Raw genomic sequence first — 18,654 nt, forward strand, 5'->3', positions numbered from 1 at the left:
CGCCGCCGCGGCCGCCCGCGCCGCCCGCACGGCGTCCGACGCCCGCGACGCCGCCCGCGCCCACCTCCCCGAGCTGGAAGCACTGGGCATCTGACCGCAATGGTGTGATCCCGGCCCGTGACGTGCTCGGGCGAGTGCCGCATCGCTTCGCGATCCGAGCGGGGAGCGCAGCCTCCCCGCTCGGTCAACGCTCGTGCGGTACTTGCGGTACGTGCGGTACTTGCGGGCTCGGGCGGAGTGAGGCCGGACACGGGCGCGCCGCCTCCTGGGCAGCGGGCCGGGTCCGCTGGTCAGGCACTGATCAGCCAGCGGGCGCCGGAGCGGCGGAGGGTGTAGCGGGCGGCGAGGAGGCCGCCGGGACGGGCGGGCTCGCCCCGCCACTTCAGGTCCTCGAACCGGACGGTGTAGGCGCCCGCGCCGGGGCCGTCCTCGGCGGCCGGGACGGTGACGCCGCGCAGCGCGGCGATGTCCTTCGGCCGCAGCTTCGCGCGGGCCGGGCCGAGACCGGCGCGGCAACCGGCGGGCGCGCCGAACACCGAGCGCTGGTAGGCGGGCGCGAGGTGGGCGCAGACCCTCGCGTCGCCCGCGGCGACGCCGCGCAGGAACCGGTACAGCACCAGGCGCGCCGGAAGGCTCGCCTTCGCGGACGCGGCGCCCGCGCCGCCCGCACCGCCGTCGCCGCGCGAGTCGGCCAGCCGCGAGTCGCCCGGCTCGGGGGTGAGCGGCGGCATGGTGACCTTGTCGTCACCGCCGCAGGCGCCGAGCGCGCCGAAGGCCAGCGCGGACAGCGCCGCCAGGACGGGCAGGGCCGTCCGGCGCCGCCCGGGGACGGGCGCGTCCGCCCGTGCGCGCGGACCGGCCCGCGAGGCTCGATGGGCTGTCCGACAGGACGGGCGAACCTGCACGGGGACCTCCTCGGTACGCGGAGCCGGGCCGATCTTCCCAGGTCGCGGCCGCCGCGTCCACGAAACGGGGAGGGAAGTCACCGGTAGCCGAGGCCGTGCCCCGCGGGCTTTCCTCCGGCGGGGACGGGCAGCTTGCCGGTGGGCCGCACCGTGCCCGCGAGGACCTTCGCCAGGGCGCTGATCGAGACCGCGCCGGACGAGTAGGCGGCGAGCGCTCCGGCGGCGCCCCCGGCCGAGTCCAGGTCGTAGGGGCGGCCGAGCGCGGCGACGACGACGGGCTTCGCGCCGAGCGCGCGGACGCGGGCGGCCGTGGCCGTCCCGGCGTCGAGCGTCGTGAGGACGGTGACGTCGGCGGCGCCGGGAGCGGCCGTCCGGACGCCCTGGCGGCGCAGTTCGGCGGCGAGCCCGGCGGCGTTCGGGCCGGTCACGGCGACCGTCTTGCCCTTGACCGGCAGCACCCCGCGGTCGTTGCGGACGAGCGTGATCGCGTGCTCGGCGACCCGCCGCGCCGTCGCCCGGTGCGCGGGCGTGCCGATCGCCGCGGCGGCCTTCGCCGGGTCCGCGGGCGCCCGCTGGAACAGGCCGCGCCGCTGCTTGAGCGCGAGGATCCGGGTGACGGACTCGTCCAGCCGCCGCTCGCTGATCTTCCCCGAGCGCACGGCCCGCAGCACCGCGTTGTAGGCCTTCGGGAGGCTCGGCGGCATCAGGAGCTGGTCGGCGCCCGCGCTCACCGCCCGCACCGGCACGGCCGCGTCGCCGTACCGGCGCCGCGCGCCCGCCATCTCCAGCGAGTCGGTCACGATGACGCCCTTGTAGCCGAGCGTGCCGCGCAGCAGCCCGGTCAGCACCGTCCGCGACAGCGTGGACGGGTCGCCGGACCGGTCCAGCCGCGGCACCACGATGTGCGCCGTCATGATCATGTCGACGCCGGCCGCGACGGCCGCCTTGAACGGCGGGGCGTCGAGCCTCTCCCAGGTCGCGCGGGAGTGCGTGATCACTGGCAGGCCGGTGTGGCTGTCGGTGGCGGTGTCGCCGTGTCCGGGGAAGTGCTTGGCGGTCGCGGCGACGCCCGCGGCCTGGTACCCGCCGATCGCCCCGGCCACCATCGTCCCGACCTGTGCCGGTTCCGCGCCGAACGACCGCAGCCCGATCACCGGGTTGTGGGGGTTGACGTTGACGTCCGCGACGGGCGCGAAGTCCTGGTTGATGCCGATCGCGCGCAGCTCCGCGCCCGTCACCTGCGCCGCGGCCCGCGCGTCGGCCGGGTCGCGGGTGGCGCCCAGCGCCATGTTGCCGGGGAAGCGGGTCAGGAACGGGGTGCGCGAGACGATGCCCTGCTCCTCGTCCACGCCGAGCAGCAGCGGCACCTTCGACGCCTTCTGGAGCGCGTTCGACTGCGCCGCAGCGCGCGCCGGCGAGCCCAGGTTGCGGGGAAAGTAGATCAGCCCGCCGACGTGGTACCGCCTGATGATCGACAGGGCGTCGGCGCGGTTCGCGAACGTCGGCACGAACAGCTGCCCGACCTTCTCCGCCAGGCTCATTTTCGCCACGTAGCCGGGCACCCAGGCGTCCGGCGCGGCGCTCGCCCCGGGCGACGCGGTCCCCGACCGGCCGGGCGCGCCCGGCGAGGCGGACGGACCGGAACCGCTCTTGCCGGAGCCGCCGCAGCCCGCCAGCGGCACGGCCAGCGCGGCCGCCACCGCGAGCGCGAGCGGACGTGGAGCACGCATCGGACCAGGCCCCCCGACATGGTCGTCGTCGGACGTCGCGACGTTAACGGCTCCCCGCCGCCATGTCGACCCGCCGCACCCACCCGTCCCGATCTCCCCGGCGGCGTGCCGTCAGGAAACCCGACGGATCGGGTGACACGCCGCCGGAGCGTCCTCAGCGCGCCGCGGTGGGCTTCGTGGTGGCGCCGGCCTGCGCCCTCCGCTTCATCTCCTCCGGCGTGAGGGACGGCTTGGTCGCGCCGGGCTTGGGGGCGGGCGAGGAGCCGGGCGTGCCCGAGGCGCCGGATCCGCCCACGCCGCCGGACGCTCCGGCGCTGGGCGTCGCGGCCGGCTTCGGGTCCTTCTCGTCCAGGTGCGCGGCCTTGCCGGTGAAGAGCGGCTCGGTGAACGGCGCGGGCGGGAGGTCGCGGACGACCTTCTCCATGAACGACCGCCACACCGTCGCGGGCAGGTTCTCCCCGGCGACCTTCTCCGGGAAGCCGGGCAGGTTCTGGAGCGGTCCCGGCCCGGTGTTGGCCATCATGACGGCGGCCGAGAGCTGCGGGACGTACCCGACGAACCAGGCGGCATGGTTGTCGTCGGTCGTCCCGGTCTTGCCCGCGGCCTCGCGGCCGGGCAGGGCGGCGGCCTTGCCGGTCCCGCGCGCGACGGTGGCGCGCAGCGCGTACGTCACCTGCGCGGCCTGCTCGCCGCTCAGCACCCGGCGCCCCGGCCGCCGCCAGGGCAGCGGCACGTCGCGGCCCTTGGCGTCCACGATCCGCGTGATCAGATGCGGGGTGACGGCGGTGCCGCCGTTGGCGAACGCCGCGTACCCGGCCGCCTGGTCGGCCGCCGCGACGGTGGGGACGCCGAGCGCGACCCCCGCCTGGCCCTTGAAGGGCTTCAGCGCGGACGCCGGGACGCCGAAGTCCTGCGCCGTCCTCAGCACGTTCGCGACGCCCGCCGCGAAGGCCAGCTTCACGTACCCGGTGTTCACCGACCGCGCGGTCGCGGTGACGAGGTCCACGGTGCCGAGCGAGCCGATCTTCTCGTCGTTGTCGACCTGGTAGCCCGGCGCCGTCATCGGGGTGTCGCTGCCGTCCGGCGCGAACTTGCGCGGCGACTTCGCGCTCACCGTCGAGCGGACGTTCAGCCCGCGGCGCAGCGCGGCGGCCAGCACGTACGGCTTGAAGGTCGACCCGGCCTGCGCCACCGGCTCGAAGACGGAGTCGAACTGGCTGCGCTTCGGGTCGCCCCCGTAGAACGCCCTGACGGCGCCGTCCTCCGGGTCCACGGCGATCAGGGCGCCGCGCACCCGGCGCGGCCACTCGGGCTCGCGCGCCCCCTTCATCGCCTGCTCCGCGTACCCCATCCAGCGCCGGTCGAGCCCGGTGTAGATCTTCAGCCCGCCGTTGACGGCGCTCGCGGCGGGGATGCCGAGCGTTTCGAGCTCGGCCAGCACACGCTGCCGGACGAGGAGGTCCTGCCCGGACACCGCCACGCCGCGCCACTCGTCCTCGGTGCGGGGGAAGCGCTGCCGGTCGGCCTCGGCGCGGTCGAGCCGGCCCATCGCCACCATGCCGTCGAGGACGTACCGCCAGCGGTCCCGCAGCGCGCGGGCCGCGGCGCTCGTCCCCTGCGTCTCGAAGTACGCCGGGCGCTGGATCATCGCGGCGAGCAGGGCGCACTGGGCGGTGTCGAGCTGCCAGACGTCCTTGTCGAAGTAGGCGCGGGCCGCGGCCTGCGCGCCGGACGTCTGGCGGCCGAAGTAGATCGTGTTGAGGTACAGGTCGAGGATCTCGTCCTTCGCGCGGTGCCGGGCGAGCTTGACCGAGACGAAGATCTCCTTGAACTTGCGGGCCGCGGTCCGGTCCCGGGTGAGGCCCTGGAAGTAGTTGCGGGCGAGCTGCTGGGTGATGGTCGAGCCGCCCTGGGTGTCGCCGCCGGACGCGTTGTTCCACAGCGCGCGGAACGTCCCTGTGGGCGAGACGCCGTGGTCGCCGTAGAAGCCGCGGTCCTCGGCGGCGAGCACGGCCCAGCGCAGCCGGTCGGGGATCTGGTCGTGCCGGACGATCTCGCGGTTCGCGCCGAGCCGGAACAGCGGCGTCCGGCCGTCGCCGTAGTAGACGGTGGAGCCCTCGTCGGTGACGCCGGGCTTGGGCTCGGTCGGGATCGGCGTCGTGACGTAGGCGACCGTGATGGCGGCGACGGCGAGCACGACGGTCAGCGCGGCCGCTGTGAGAAGGCTCACCCCGATACGGCGCCGCCGGCTCCAGCGCTTCCGCCGCCGCGAAGCCGAGCCGGAGGTCGAGCCGGGCGACGGACTCGGAGACGAGCCGGAGGTGGATCCGGGCGAAGAGTTGCGGGTCGCGCCAGGGGACGAGCCGGAGGTCGAGCCCGCCGACGGCTTGGCGGGCGGCGTCGCGGGCGGCGCGGTGGCCGGGTCGGACGAGGCAGGGGACGGTTTCCCGGGCGGGCCCGGGTCCGAGGGGGCGGGGGAGTGCGGGTGGCGGGCCTTGTGGGGCAGGCGGGGAAGGCCCGGCCGGAGACGGCGGGCCTTGGGCATGGAGTGCATGCGACCTCGTTCGACGTGGGAGTACCGGGTTTCGGCCGTCGCCGGGATCTGCGCTTTGGTGGGGAGCACGCCGAGCACGCCCGTCCCCTGGGGGCGGGCGGGAAGCCGCTCGGACGGCGCCCGTCGCGTGCCCGCCGGTGGCGGGCCGGAGCGCTCTCGGTCGACGCTGCGGAAGAACGCAGTCGAAGCAGTACGTGCCACGTCCGTGGCCGGTGGTCCCACCGGGCAGGGCCGTCACGGCACCGTCCCGGCGGATCGATTTCCACCGTGGTCACAGCTTAATCACGATGGACCCCGCGACCGCAAGGGTTTGCAGATCTTGTGGGGTCCATCGCGACGAACGGACGGCCCGGTGGCGCGGTCCCCGGTGCCTCGCACCGGGCCCGGGCCCGTCCCGGCTCAGCCGGGCAGGGGATGGCCGAGGCGGCGCAGTGCCAGCCCGGCCGCGCCGACGGCCCCGTCGCCCGCGCTGCGGGGCGCCTCGGCGAACCGGTCGCGCAGCCCGGTGCGGACCGCTTCGGCGACCGGTCCCTCGCGCAGCACCGAGCCGTGCATGACGACCGGCGCGCAGGGATCCGAGAGGGCCGGGCGCACCGCGTCGACGTCGCGGAGCAGCCACTCGGCGGCCTCCTCGGTGATGCGCCGGGCCACCGGATCACCGGCGGCCGCGGCGGCGGCGACCACCGGGCCGAGGCGGCCCAGGGCCGCGGGCGGGCGGCCGTACACCTCCTTGATGATGGCCTGGGCGAGCTGGGGGTTCGGCGGGGGTCCCGGCATCTCGGGGTACCCGAGGGGGCCCGGTTGGCCCCGGGGGTCGGGATGCCCCGGATGCGGGAGCCCGGGACGTCCCGGGGACCCGTTGCCAGGCGGCGGGCTGGGCGGATCGGGGATCAGCACGGCGGTTCCCGTGCGTCCCGCGGTGGGGGAGCCTCCGGAGGACAGCGAGGCCGCCTGGGACAGGGCGGGGGCGCCCGGCGGCGACGGCGCCGGGGCGCCGGCCATGGCCAGCGCCCGGTGGCGCGGCCGCCGCCGTGCCGAGTCGATCTCCGCGACCACGGTGGGACCGAGCAGCGCCCTCGGGACCGAGTCGGTGAGGAGCGTCGGGGAGCCTCGGCCGTCGTAGGCGGCCAGCGCCGCCCGGACGGCCTCCTTGCCGAGCCAGACCGCGGAGCCCTCGTCCCCGACCAGCCAGCCGTAGCCGTCGGCGCGCTGCACGATCGCGCCGTCGCTGATGACCGCCGCCCCGGCGCCGGTGCCGGAGAACACCACGATGCCCTTGGGCTCGCTGGTGCCCGCGGCGAACGCCACGGCGATGTCGGTCACCACGGCGGGCGAGCCGCGCAGCCCGACGGCCTGCCAGGCCCGCCGCGCCGCGGAGACGGCGGCGGGCCGGCCGGCCGAGCCGGCACCGGCGATCCCGAAGACGCCGGTGAGGATGTGGGTGCGATCCAGGTCCCCGAGCGCCTCCCGCAGGGCGGTGGTCAGCGCCCCCGCGGTGTCGCCTCCGGAGTTGGGGTTGGCCCCGGGGCCGGTGCCGGAACCGGCCAGGGCTCCCCCGAGCGTCAGTACGACACAGCGGGTCTTCGTGCCACCCGCGTCAATACCGACCACGTACGGACCGGCCAAATGGGTCAACACATGGCGACCGTAGCCTTTTCTACCGTTGACGTGACATCCTGCAAGTAAGAAAATTCCTTACATGAGGAAACCCATCGGCTCCGAGCCGGGAAGCGCGGGGGAGCCCGGTGCGCCCAGGGACGAGGCGGCGTCCAGAGACAAGGACACTACGCCGCTGAGCACCGTGGTGCGGGTGCGCTCGCTGCTGCCCTCGCTGCCTCCCGCCGAGCGACGCGTCGCTCAACGCGTGATCGACGACCCCGAAGGGGTCGCCAATTCCACCATCACCGAACTCGCCCAGACCTGTGGCACCTCTGAGACCACCGTCATCAGGTTCTGCCGGGCGATCGGGTTTCATGGTTATCCAGAGCTGCGGCTGACCCTCGCCACCGAGGCGGGCCGGGCCCAGAGCGCCACCGGCGGCCGGGTCATCGGCAGCGACATCAGTCCCGACGACTCACTCGAACAGATCGTGGAGAAGGTGACCTTCGCCGACGCGCGCGCCGTGGAGGAGACCGCCGCCCAGCTCGACATCAAGATGCTCGAGCAGGTCGTGGACGCGGTGGTCGCCGCCGATCGCGTGGACGTCTACGGCGTGGGTGCGAGCGCGTTCGTCGCCGCCGACTTCCAGCAGAAGCTGCACCGGATCGGGCAGGTGTGCTCGGCGTGGTCGGACGCCCACATCATGCTCACCAGCGCCGCGGTGCTGAAGAGCGGGGACGTCGCGATCGGCATCTCGCACACCGGCGCGACGGTGGAGACCATCGACGCGCTGGAGGTCGCCAAGAGCGTCGGGGCGAAGACCGTGGCGCTGACCAACTTCCCGAAGTCCCCGATTGCGGAGGTGGCCGACCTGATCCTGACGACCGCGGCGCGGGAGACGACCTTCCGCTCCGGTGCCACCGCCAGCCGGCTGGCGCAGCTCACAGTGGTCGACTGCGTCTTCGTCGGAGTGGCGCAGCGCACCTACGGGCCGACCCGCAAGGCCCTGGAAGCCACATTCGAGGCGGTCCGCGGCCGGACCGTGCGACCCGACCGGAGGCGTCGGTGATCGATTGCGAGCTCCCCACCGAGGGCAGGAATCCCCGGACCCTCGACGTCGACACGCTGCCGACCCTGGAGGTGCTACGCCTGATCAACACTGAGGACGCGACCGTGCCCATGGTCGTCGCGTCCGTCCTGCCCGAGGTCGCCCGGCTGGTCGACCTCGCCGTCGCGTCACTGCGCGCGGGCGGGCGCGTCCACTACTTCGGCGCCGGCACGTCCGGACGGCTCGCGGTGATCGACGCCGCCGAGCTGCCCCCGACGTTCGGCATCTGGGGACGCGTCGTCGCCCACCACGCCGGCGGGCCCGGCGCGCTGTCCCAGGCGATCTCCGACGTCGAGGACGACGTCGAGCTCGGCATCCGGGACGCGCACGACGTCCAGCCCGGCGACATCGCCATCGGCATCGCCGCGAGCGGCCGCACGCCCTACGTGGTGGGCGCGCTGCGCAAGGCGGCCGAGGTGGGCGCGCACACCGCCCTCATCAGCTGCAACCCGCACACCCCGTACGGGGACGAAGTGGAGGTGCACATCGGCCTCGCCACCGGGCCCGAGGTGATCAGCGGCTCGACCCGGATGAAGGCCGGCACGGCGACGAAGCTCGTGCTCAACTCCTTCTCCACCACCCTGATGGTGCGCCTGGGGCGCACCTACTCCAACCTGATGGTCAGCGTGAACGCGCTGAACTCCAAGCTGCGCGCCCGGCTGGTGCGCATCCTCACCGAGGCGACGGGCATGGAGGCCCGCATCTGCGAGAACGCGCTGGCCGAGGCGGGGGGGAACACCCGCGTCGCACTGGTCTCGCTGCTCGGCGAGGTGCCCGCCGCGCGCGCGACGATGGTCCTGGAAGAGACCGACGGCGGCGTCCGGGAGGCGCTGCAGCGGCTGAGATCGGCCTGACCGGGGCCCCCACCGGGCCCGTGCGGGTCCGTGATCATGCGATCGTCCCCGCACCGATTGCATGATCACGGACACTGTCCCGGGCCCGTTCCGGCACGCGCCGAGGCTCCGGCCGGGCCGGGGGCTCAGCCGTCCCGGCGCTCGTGCCGGCGCAGCTCCTGCCGGGCGACCGTGCGCACGTGCACCTCGTCCGGGCCGTCGAAGATCCGCATCGCGCGGACCCAGGCGTACATCGCCGCCAGCGGCGTGTCGTCGGACACGCCCGCCCCGCCGTGCACCTGGATGGCGCGGTCGAGCACCTCGTGCGCGACGCGCGGCACGACCACCTTGATCGCGGCGATCTCGGACCGGGCGCCCTTGGCGCCCTCCCGGTCGATCAGCCAGGCCGTCTTCAGCGTGAGCAGCCGCGCCTGCTCGATCGCCATCCGCGACTCGGCGATCTGCTCCCGGACGACGCCCTGCTTCGCCAGCGGCCCGCCGAACGCGACCCGGTCGAGGGCGCGGCGGCACATCAGCTCCAGCGCCCGTTCGGCCATGCCGAGCGCCCGCATGCAGTGGTGGATGCGGCCGGGCCCGAGCCGCGCCTGGGCGATCATGAAACCGTCGCCCTCCGCGGCGATCAGGTTCGACACCGGCACCCGGACGTCCTCGAAAAGGATCTCCGAGTGCCCGTGCTGGTCCTGGTAGCCGAAGACGGGCAGGTGCCGGACGATCGTGACGCCGGGGGCGTCGCGGGGCACGAGCACCTGCGACTGCTGCCGGTGCGGGGGCCCGTCCGGGTCCGTCTTCCCCATCACGATGAAGATCTTGCAGCGCTCGTCGGCCGCGCCGGTGATGAACCACTTGCGGCCGTTGATCACGTACTCGTCGCCGTCCCGGACGATCGACGTGGTGATGTTGGTCGCGTCGGACGAGGCGACCTCCGGCTCGGTCATCGCGAACGCCGAGCGGATCTCGCCGTCCAGCAGCGGCTCCAGCCACCGCTTCTTCTGCTCGTCGGTGCCGAACATGTGCAGGACTTCCATGTTGCCGGTGTCCGGCGCCGCGCAGTTCACCGCCTCAGGTGCGAGGTCGGGGGAGCGGCCCGTCAGCTCCGCCAGCGTCGCGTACTCCAGGTTCGTCAGGCCCGACACGTCCGGGAGGAACAGGTTCCACAGGCCGCGCCGGCGCGCCTCCGCCTTGAGCTCCTCGACGACCGGCGGCAGCGCGTGCGGGTCGTTCTCCGCCCGCCAGGCCGCGTAGACCGGCTCGGCCGGGTAGACGCGCTCGTCCATGAACTCCTGGAGTCGGTCCCGGTAGTCCCGCGCCTTGGCGCTGAGTTCGAAGTCCATGCGCCGCAGTCTGACAGAACGGGATTCGGGTCAAGGGCCCGGGATCGCCTACCATCGCCCCGTGACGGTCAAAGCAGTGATCACGGACTGGGGCGGCGTCCTGACCTCCCCGCTCAACGACGCGATCGGCGCCTGGCTCGCCGCCGACGGCATCGACGCCGAGCGCTACCGCACGGTCATGCGCACCTGGGTCAAGCAGGCCTACGACGACGGGGGCGGGGTGAACCCCATCCACGGCCTGGAGGACGGCTCGCTCTCCCCGGAGGAGTTCGAGCGGCTCCTCGCCGCCGAGCTGCTCACCGTCGAGGGCGAACCGGTCGCCGCGGCCGGCCTCATCGCCCGGATGTTCGGCCAGTTCTCCCCGGTCGAGCCCATGTACGAGGCGCTCCGCGCGGCCCGCGCCGCCGGGACGAGGACCGCGCTGCTGTCCAACTCGTGGGGCAACGACTACCCCCGCGAGCTGTTCGCCGACCTCTTCGACGCCGTCGTCATTTCCAGCGAGGTCGGGATGCGCAAGCCCGACGAGCGGATCTTCCGGCACGCCGTGGAGCTGCTCGGCCTCACGCCCGCCGAGTGCGTCTTCATCGACGACATCGAGCACAACATCCGCGCCGCCGAGGCCATCGGGATGCACGGCATCCACCACACCGCCGCCGACACCACCATCGCCGAGCTCAGGGGGATGGGACTGCTGCCGTGACGGTCTGGCAGACTGGCTGACCGTCATGCGCGTCTACCTGCCGTCCACGCTTCCCCGCCTCGCCGCCGTCCACGCCGCGCGCGAGGCCGGTCCCGCGCCGCTCGCCGCCTACGCGGTGACGCCGGCGCTCCGCGAGTGGTACGCCGACGGCGACCTGGAGGAGCTGGAGTACGCGGCGATGACCGCCGCCGCCCGCGCCTCCCTGCGCCTGCTCGGTGCCGACCCGGACGCCCCGCGCCGCCGCGTCGTCCTGGCCGCCGAGGTCCCCGACCAGGCGGTCGCGTGGGCGCGCGGCGACGCCTCCCTCGCCGCGGACGACCGCGCCCTGGTCGAGGTGTCCGCGCCCGTCCCCTGGCAGAAGATCGCGTCCGGGCACGTGGACGACGCAGGTGCCGAGGCCGACATCGCCGCCGCCGCTGCCGCGCTGGCCGCCGCCGACGCGGGCGACGACGACGCCCGCTTCACCGTGGACGGTGCCGAGGGCCACGAACTGCTCTGGTACGCGACCCAGGAACTCGCCCACCTCCTCTAGCTTCTCCCCGGGCACCGGCGGGTAGGTCCGGCAGCAGCGACAACGCTGTCGGACCTCGCAGGGAGCGACGAGATGGACGCCGTCACCAACGTCCCCGAACCGGTGAACGAGCAGGTCAAGGGCTACGCCCCGGGCAGTCCCGAGCGGGCCGCGCTGGAGGCCGCGCTCAAGGAGCTCGGCGGTGCGCAGACCGAGCTGACCATGGCGATCGGCGGTGAGCGCCGCCTCGGCGGCGGCACGCCCGTCGACGTCGTCGAGCCGCACCGCCGCTCCCACGTCCTCGGCCGGATGGGCGAGGCCACCGGCGCCGACGTGACCGAGGCGATCGCGGCCGCGCGCCGCGCCGCCCCCGGCTGGCGGGCGATGGCCCCCGACGACCGCGCCGCGATCTTCCTGCGCGCCGCCGAGCTGCTGTCCGGCCCGTGGCGGGCCACGCTCAACGCGGCCACGATCCTCGGCCAGTCCAAGTCGGTGCAGCAGGCGGAGATCGACGCCGCCTGCGAGCTGATCGACTTCTGGCGGTTCAACGTCGGCTACGCCCGGCGGATCCGCGAGCAGCAGCCGGACTCGTCGCCGGGCGTGTGGAACCGGATGGAGTACCGGCCGCTGGAGGGGTTCGTCCTCGCGATCACCCCGTTCAACTTCACCGCCATCGCCGCGAACCTGCCGACCGCCCCCGCCCTCATGGGCAACGTCGTGGTCTGGAAGCCGTCCCCGACGCAGCAGCTCGCCGCCCACCACACCATGCGCCTGCTGGAGGCCGCCGGCCTCCCGCCCGGCGTGATCAACATGGTCACGGGCAACGGGGAGGCGGTCTCCGGCGTCGCGCTGCGGCACCCCGAGCTCGCCGGCATCCACTTCACCGGCTCCACCCGCACCTTCCAGCACCTCTGGCGGACGACCGGCGAGAACATCGCCGCCTACAAGGGCTACCCCCGCATCGTCGGCGAGACCGGCGGCAAGGACTTCGTCGTCGCGCACCCGTCCGCCGACCCCGACGTCCTGAGGACCGTCCTGATCCGCGGGGCCTTCGAGTACCAGGGGCAGAAGTGCTCCGCCGCGTCCCGCGCCTACATCCCGCGCTCGGTCTGGGACGTGATGCGCGACGACTTCTGCGCCGAGGTCGAGGGCCTCACCATGGGCAACGTCGCCGAGGACCTCTCCCTCTTCCTCGGCGCGGTCATCGACGGACGCGCCTTCGCCAAGCACCGCGCGGCCATCGAACGGGCCCGCGGCGTCGACTCGATGCGGGTCCTCACCGGCGGGACGCTCGACGACTCCGAGGGCTGGTTCGTCCGGCCCACCGTCCTGGAGTCGTCCGACCCGACCGACGAGATCTTCACCACGGAGTACTTCGGGCCCATCCTCGGCGTCCACGTCTACGACGACCACGACTACGACACCGTCCTCCACCAGATGGAGGGGATCGCCGACTACGGCCTGACCGGGTCGATCGTCGCGCGGGACCGCGCCGCGATCGCCGCCGCCACCGAGACGCTCCGCTTCGCCGCGGGCAACTTCTACATCAACGACAAGCCCACCGGCGCGGTCGTCGGCCAGCAGCCGTTCGGCGGCGCCCGCGCCAGCGGCACCAACGACAAGGCCGGCTCCGTGTGGAACCTGACCCGCTGGACGAGCGCCCGGTCCATCAAGGAGACGCTCGTGCCGCCGACCGACCACCGCTACCCCCACATGGGTAGCTGACGCCCCCGCCCGCGCGGCGCCCCCACCGACGCGGCGCCCCCGCCCGCGCGGCGCCCGGTTGCGGCGACCGGGCGGAAGGCCCGACGATTAGCTGGCCCCTCCGAGGGGCGGCGGCGCCGGGCCGGCGCCGCCGAGCCTGCCGAGCGTGCATGGGAACGGGATGTCGACGCTGAACCGCCTGGTGCTCTGGAACATCGATCACACCCTGGTCGACGTCGGGCGGATCACCCGCGAGGCCTACGCCGAGGCCTTCCAGCGGACGGTCGGGCGGCCCCTCGTGCGCCTCGCCCCCACCCCCGGCCGCACCGAATCCGAGATCATCTTCGAGACGCTCGCGTTCAACGACGTCGTCCCCACCGACGACCACCTGCCCGCGTTCGTGCGGGCGCTCACCGAGGCGTTCGCGGCCCGCCGCGCCGACCTGCGCGCCCACGGCCGCGTCCTCGCCGGCGCCCGCGAGGCCGTCGACGCGCTCGCCCGCGTGCCCGGCGTCGTCCAGACCGTCCTGACGGGGTCCGTCCAGCCGAACGCGGTGCTGAAGGTGACCGAGCTCGGCCTCGCCGGCCACCTCGACCTCGACGCGGGCGGCTACGAGAACGGCGTCTACAGCAAGGCCGCGCTGCTGGAACTGGCCCGCACCCGCGCGGGCGAGCGGCACGGCGCGCGCTACCCGGAGTCGGCGGCCGTCTACATCGCCGACTCGCCCCGCGACGTCCAGGCCGCCCGCATCGCCCGGTCCCCGATCATCGCGGTCGCCACCGGCAGCGCGACCGAGGCCGAACTCCGCTCCGCCGGAGCGTCCCGCGTCCTCGCCACCCTCGCCGACACCCACGCCGTCATCGACGCCGTCGCCGACTTGACTCGTATTTAACTCACTCCCGGCCCGCGGCACTCGCCTGGCGGCTCGCACCGCGACCGCTCCTGGGCGAACGCCGCATCGCTTCGCGATCTCCGCGGGGAGGCTCGCCTCCGGCGTCGCCTCCCCGCGTCGTTAACGCGTTCGCGCGTCGGTTCGGGCAGACGCAGGGGTCGGCTCCGAAGTTGCGAGGGCTGTGTGACGGGGTCGATATTGGGGACGTTCCGCGCTGAGGGGCGCGGCGGGGAGGGAGTGGAGATGTCCCGTGACCATGAGGTTTCCGAGGGTTCGCTCCTGTGGGAGCCGTCCGCGGAGGTCACCGAGAACGCCCGCGTGACCCGCTTCATGGAGTGGCTCGCCGACCGCGGCGTCCGCACGGGCTCCTACGACCGGCTGTGGGAGTGGTCCGTCACGGAGGTCGACGCCTTCTGGGACGCGATCTGGTCGTACTTCTCCGTCGCCGGCGAGCGGGGCGACGGCCCGGTCCGCGAGGGCGGCCCCACCCCGGTGGACGGTCTGCGCTGGTTCCCCGGCGCGACGCTCAACTACGCCGCGAACGCGCTCCGCCGCGCCGACGACACCCCCGACGACACCGCCGTGATCTTCCGGTCCGAGGCGGGCGGGCACCGCGTCCTCACCTACCGCGAACTGGCCCTGCACGTCGCCGAGGTCCGCGCGGGCCTGGCCGCCCGCGGCGTCGGCAAGGGCGACCGGGTCGCCGCCTACCTGCCCAACATCCCCGAGGCGCTGATCTGCTTCCTGGCGACCGCGTCCCTCGGGGCGATCTGGTCGTCCTGCTCCCCGGACTTCGGGGCCTCCTCCGTGATCGACCGGTTCGCGCAGATCGAGCCGAAGGTCCTCATCGCCGTGGACGGCTACGCCTACAACGGCAAGCGGTTCGACCGGCTCGACACCGTCGCCGAGATCGAGGCGGAACTGCCGACCCTCGCCGCGACCGTCCTGGTCCCCTACCTCGACCCGGCCGCCGCCCCCGACCAGCTCAGGCTCGGCGTGCACTACGCCGACCTCCCCGTCGCCGACGACGCCCTCGCCTTCGAGGACGTCCCGTTCGACCACCCGCTGTGGGTCGTCTACTCCTCGGGCACCACCGGGCTCCCGAAGCCGATCGTCCACGGGCACGGCGGCGTCGTCCTCGAACACCTCAAGGCCCTGTCGTTCCACCAGGACCTCGGCCCCGGCGACGTCTTCTTCTGGTTCACCACCACCGGCTGGATGATGTGGAACTACCTCATCGGCGGCCTGCTGGTCGGCTCCACCGTCGTCATGTACGACGGCGCCCCCCTCGACCTGTGGACGCTCGCCGCCGAGAACGGCGTCACCTACATGGGCGTCGGCGCGCCGTACATCACGGCCTCCGCCAAGGACGGCCGCCGCCCCGGCGAGGAGCACGACCTGTCCGCCCTGCGCGGCATCGGCTCCACCGGATCGCCGCTCCCGCCCGAGGGCTTCGCCTGGGTCTACGACGCGGTCGGCTCCGACCTGCTGCTCGGCTCGTTCTCCGGCGGCACCGACCTGTGCACCGGGTTCGTCGGCCCGTCCCCGCTGCTGCCCCTGCGCGCGGGCGTCATCCAGTGCCGCGGCCTCGGCGCCAAGGTCGAGGCGTACGGCGACGACGGCACCCCGGTCACCGGCGAGGTCGGCGAGCTGGTCATCACCGAGCCGATGCCGTCGATGCCCGTCTCCTTCTGGAACGACGACGACGGCTCCCGCTACCGCGCGTCCTACTTCGAGATGTACCCGGGCGTCTGGCGGCACGGCGACTGGATCAAGATCCTGCCGGACGGCGGCTGCGTCATCTACGGCCGCTCCGACTCCACCCTCAACCGCGGCGGCGTCCGCATGGGGACGTCCGACTTCTACCGGGTGGTGGAGGCGTTCGAGGAGATCGCCGACAGCCTCGTCATCGACACCGGCCGCCTCGGCCAGGAGGGCCGCCTGCTGCTGTACGTCCAGCTCGCGGAGGGTGCCACCCTCGGGGACGAGCTGGTCGGGAACCTGAAGCGCGAGATCCGCTCGGCGCTGTCGCCCCGCCACGTCCCGGACGAGATCATCGCCGTCCCCGGCATCCCGCGGACTCTCTCGGGCAAGAAGCTGGAGGTCCCCGTCCGGAAGATCCTCCAGGGCACCCCCGTCGACAAGGCCGCCAACCGCGACTCCCTGGCCAACCCGGAGGTCCTCACCCACTTCACCCCGTAGGCCCTACTCGTCCCAGGGCGTCCAGCGTTCGGTGGGGATCTCGAAGGAAAGGGGCTCCGGCAACTGGATCGTGTCGCCGAACTTCCAGTTGTGCAGTGGCTGATATACCCCGGAGTGCACGTCGGGTTCGCCGTAGAGCGTGACGCCCGGCGTCCGGGGGTCGCGGTCCACGAGCAGGTAGAACGGGATGCCCGCGCGGGCATAGCCGCTCCACTTCGAGGCCACGGGCCGTACGATTCGCGGGGGCCGGTCGTTGGCGGCGTTCCCTCGCGAGGTGACTTCGACCACCGCCTCGACCTCGTGCGGGAGCAGATGCTTGGCCTTGCGCTCCCAGAGATCCAGAGCGGTCTGCTTCTCCAGGATGTTCAGGCCGGGGATGTACCCGTCCTGAACGGCCACGAGGTTGAGATCGCTCGTGTGCACGGACTCCCACCGGAAGTTCGGATCGACCGTCTCCGCCTTGTACATGGCGCGGTCGATGGCCTTCACGATGAAGTTGTGATCCAGACTCGGACCTGGTGACACGGCGATCTCTCCTCCGACGACCTCGACCCGGGTGCCGTCGTTCGGGAGATCGAGCTGCTCGGCGAGTTCGCCCCGGACCCACAGCGCGTAGGGAGTATCCGGCAGCAGGTGGTAATGGTGGGCAACCGCGACAACGCTCATGACACTGAGCTCCCTGTTGACGACAGAAGGTCACGTCGTACGGGTGAGATACTTCCAGCGTAGCGAGAACGACGGAGGTCAGCGGGTGCGGGACGCGGCGTAGGCGGTGATGTCGGCGCGGCGGTAGAGGCGGCGGGCGCGGCCGCCGCCGAGCTGCTCGACGCGGGCCGGTTCGGGCCAGCCGGCGGGCGGGCGCTTGGCGTAGACGGTGACGCTCGACGGGGCGAGGCCGAGGATGCGTCCCGCTTCGGCGAGGGTGACCAGGTCGTCGGGGCTCGTGTCCGCCTGGCGGTCGCGGTGCGTCTCGTACCAGGCCGTCCACTCGGCCTCGTTCCAGTACAGGGCCTTGCCCGCGCGGTGGGCGGGTTCGGGGTGGCCGTTCGTCGCGCGGTCGGCCCAGAGCTGTTTCAGCAGGTGGCGGCTCAGGCCGTGGCGGGCGGCGAGGTCGTCGCGGGACGCGAGCCCGGACGGGACGGACGAGGCGGACGAGCCGCGCGCGGCGTACCAGCGGTCCCAGGCCTCGGCGTCCCAGGCGAGCTGGGAGCCGACCGTCCCGGCCGGTTCGGGGTGGCCGTTGCGGTCGCGTTCGCGGAACCACTTTTCCAGGGTGCTGCGCCCGAGGCCGCGCGCTTCCATAAGCTCGGCACGGGTATAGACGCGGCGTCCGTCGAGTGTGGTCACCGGGACAGTCTCACGTATGTGAAGGCCTTGGCCGTCCGGTGTCGCGGCGGAGGGCGCGCCACTAGGGTGGTGACCCCGGCCCAAATGTGTCCGATGGGAGGCGGTGGGTCAGATCGCGCCGTATGGTCGCGGGAGCCGGTGAACTTTTCGGGGGTTCGGGGCGTCACATAAGCGGAGCGTCGGTCTGCGTCGAAAACCGGCCGGCGGTCCGATGGTCCGTCGATGCGGAGAGGGACGGTTCCACGCATGGAGGTTGGGGCGCTGCGGTCCGGTGACCCGGAGCGGCTCGGTCCGTACGCCCTCATCGGCAGGGTGGGCGAGGGCGGTCAGGGCACCGTCTTCCTCGCCGCGGACGAGGACGGCCGCCAGGTCGCGATCAAGCTGCTGCACGCCGAGCTGACCTCGGACGACAAGGCGCGCGCCCGGTTCCTGCGGGAGCTGGAGGTCGCGAAGAGGGTCGCGCCGTTCTGCACGGCCCAGGTGCTCGACGCCGACGCCGACGGCGAGCGCCCGTACATCGTCAGCGAGTACGTCCGCGGCCCGTCGCTGAACCAGCAGGTCATGGAGGAGGGGCCGCTCGGCGGCGCCGTCCTCGACCGGCTCGCGGTGGGCACCGCGACGGCGCTCGCCGCGATCCACCAGGCCAAGATCGTCCACCGTGACTTCAAGCCGCACAACGTCCTGATCGGCCCGGACGGCCCGCGCGTGATCGACTTCGGGGTGGCGCGCGCGATCAGCGGGTCCACCACGCTGACCAGCCGGGTGATCGGCACGCCGTCCTACATGGCGCCCGAGCAGATCAAGGGCGAGGAGGTCGGCACCGCCGCGGACGTGTTCTGCTGGGCCGCGACGCTGGCGTTCGCGGCGGGCGGCGAGCCGCCGTTCGGGCAGGACACGATCCCCGCCGTGATCAACCGCATCCTGCACGAGGAGCCCGACCTCAGCGGGCTGGACGACGGGCCGCTGCGCGATCTCGTCGCCGACTGCCTCGACAAGGACCCGGCCCGCCGCCCGCACGCCCGGCAGCTGCTGATGCGGCTGCTCGGCCAGGAGGACGCCGCCGCCCCGGCGGCAGAGAGCGCCCATCCGGCGGGCGACACCGACGAGACCGCGATGCTCGCGGCGGGCAGCGTCCTCGCCGCGGAGATCGGCGACGTGGAGAACACGCCGCGCCGCAGGCCCGCGGCGCCGGTCGCCGCGGGCGCCGCCGCGGGGGC

Annotated in this window: 15 protein-coding genes; 8 read left to right on the plus strand and 7 right to left on the minus strand. The window is 73.7% G+C overall.

What is annotated here, in order from left to right; all coding sequences use genetic code 11:
* Positions 1-290 precede the first annotated feature (290 nt).
* From E1300_RS36415 to E1300_RS36430, 4 genes are all read right to left on the minus strand, one after another.
* The gene (locus E1300_RS36415) at positions 291-905 is read right to left on the minus strand and encodes a hypothetical protein (RefSeq protein ID WP_131761668.1); all 615 of its coding nucleotides are present in this window, start codon (positions 903-905) and stop codon (positions 291-293) included.
* Between the two features lie 77 nt (positions 906-982).
* A complete protein-coding gene (locus E1300_RS36420) occupies positions 983-2,635 on the minus strand; it encodes a glycoside hydrolase family 3 protein (RefSeq protein ID WP_131761669.1) in 1,653 nt (550 codons plus the stop codon).
* A 154-nt stretch (positions 2,636-2,789) separates the two neighbouring features.
* Positions 2,790-4,865, minus strand: coding sequence for a transglycosylase domain-containing protein (locus tag E1300_RS36425; protein ID WP_165503148.1), 2,076 nt, complete (start codon positions 4,863-4,865; stop codon positions 2,790-2,792).
* A 723-nt stretch (positions 4,866-5,588) separates the two neighbouring features.
* Entirely contained in the window at positions 5,589-6,827 is a 1,239-nt protein-coding gene (locus E1300_RS36430; protein WP_242619614.1) for an N-acetylglucosamine kinase, read from the minus strand.
* A gap of 61 nt (positions 6,828-6,888) precedes the next feature.
* Here E1300_RS36430 and E1300_RS36435 point away from each other — a divergent pair, with 61 nt between their 5' ends.
* Both E1300_RS36435 and E1300_RS36440 read left to right on the plus strand, forming a co-directional pair.
* A complete protein-coding gene (locus E1300_RS36435) occupies positions 6,889-7,857 on the plus strand; it encodes a MurR/RpiR family transcriptional regulator (protein WP_242619615.1) in 969 nt (322 codons plus the stop codon).
* Complete coding sequence (locus E1300_RS36440; RefSeq protein ID WP_131761671.1) at positions 7,854-8,750, plus strand: N-acetylmuramic acid 6-phosphate etherase; 897 nt, start codon at positions 7,854-7,856, stop codon at positions 8,748-8,750. The genes E1300_RS36435 and E1300_RS36440 overlap by 4 nt, the downstream gene beginning before the upstream one ends.
* A gap of 125 nt (positions 8,751-8,875) precedes the next feature.
* Here E1300_RS36440 and E1300_RS36445 read toward each other — a convergent pair whose 3' ends face one another.
* Positions 8,876-10,081 (minus strand): acyl-CoA dehydrogenase family protein, encoded by a 1,206-nt coding sequence (locus E1300_RS36445; protein WP_131761672.1) that lies wholly within the window; start codon positions 10,079-10,081, stop codon positions 8,876-8,878.
* Positions 10,082-10,142: 61 nt separating this feature from the next.
* On the opposite strand from E1300_RS36445, the gene E1300_RS36450 reads away from it, so the two are divergent.
* From E1300_RS36450 to E1300_RS36470, 5 genes are all read left to right on the plus strand, one after another.
* Positions 10,143-10,781: an HAD family hydrolase gene (locus E1300_RS36450; RefSeq protein WP_242619616.1), complete on the plus strand. Its 639-nt coding sequence runs from the start codon at positions 10,143-10,145 to the stop codon at positions 10,779-10,781.
* Positions 10,782-10,806: 25 nt separating this feature from the next.
* Entirely contained in the window at positions 10,807-11,313 is a 507-nt protein-coding gene (locus tag E1300_RS36455) for a DUF6912 family protein (RefSeq protein WP_131761674.1), read from the plus strand.
* A gap of 72 nt (positions 11,314-11,385) precedes the next feature.
* A complete protein-coding gene (pruA, locus tag E1300_RS36460) occupies positions 11,386-13,017 on the plus strand; it encodes an L-glutamate gamma-semialdehyde dehydrogenase (RefSeq protein ID WP_131761675.1) in 1,632 nt (543 codons plus the stop codon).
* A 160-nt stretch (positions 13,018-13,177) separates the two neighbouring features.
* Complete coding sequence (locus E1300_RS36465; RefSeq protein ID WP_131761676.1) at positions 13,178-13,888, plus strand: HAD family hydrolase; 711 nt, start codon at positions 13,178-13,180, stop codon at positions 13,886-13,888.
* A 243-nt stretch (positions 13,889-14,131) separates the two neighbouring features.
* Positions 14,132-16,090: an acetoacetate--CoA ligase gene (locus E1300_RS36470; RefSeq protein WP_131761677.1), complete on the plus strand. Its 1,959-nt coding sequence runs from the start codon at positions 14,132-14,134 to the stop codon at positions 16,088-16,090.
* A gap of 3 nt (positions 16,091-16,093) precedes the next feature.
* On the opposite strand, the gene E1300_RS36475 is transcribed toward E1300_RS36470, so the two are convergent.
* Together E1300_RS36475 and E1300_RS36480 are read right to left on the minus strand one after the other, a co-directional pair.
* A complete protein-coding gene (locus tag E1300_RS36475) occupies positions 16,094-16,756 on the minus strand; it encodes a Uma2 family endonuclease (protein WP_131761678.1) in 663 nt (220 codons plus the stop codon).
* 78 nt (positions 16,757-16,834) lie between these two features.
* Positions 16,835-17,437 (minus strand): hypothetical protein, encoded by a 603-nt coding sequence (locus E1300_RS36480; protein ID WP_131761679.1) that lies wholly within the window; start codon positions 17,435-17,437, stop codon positions 16,835-16,837.
* A 246-nt stretch (positions 17,438-17,683) separates the two neighbouring features.
* Between E1300_RS36480 and E1300_RS36485 the strand changes: the two genes are divergently transcribed.
* The coding region (locus E1300_RS36485) for a serine/threonine-protein kinase (RefSeq protein WP_131761680.1) at positions 17,684-18,654 on the plus strand (971 nt) is incomplete at its 3' end.

It is taken from the genome of Actinomadura fibrosa, assembly GCF_900659615.1.
Lineage (GTDB): Bacteria > Actinomycetota > Actinomycetes > Streptosporangiales > Streptosporangiaceae > Spirillospora > Spirillospora fibrosa.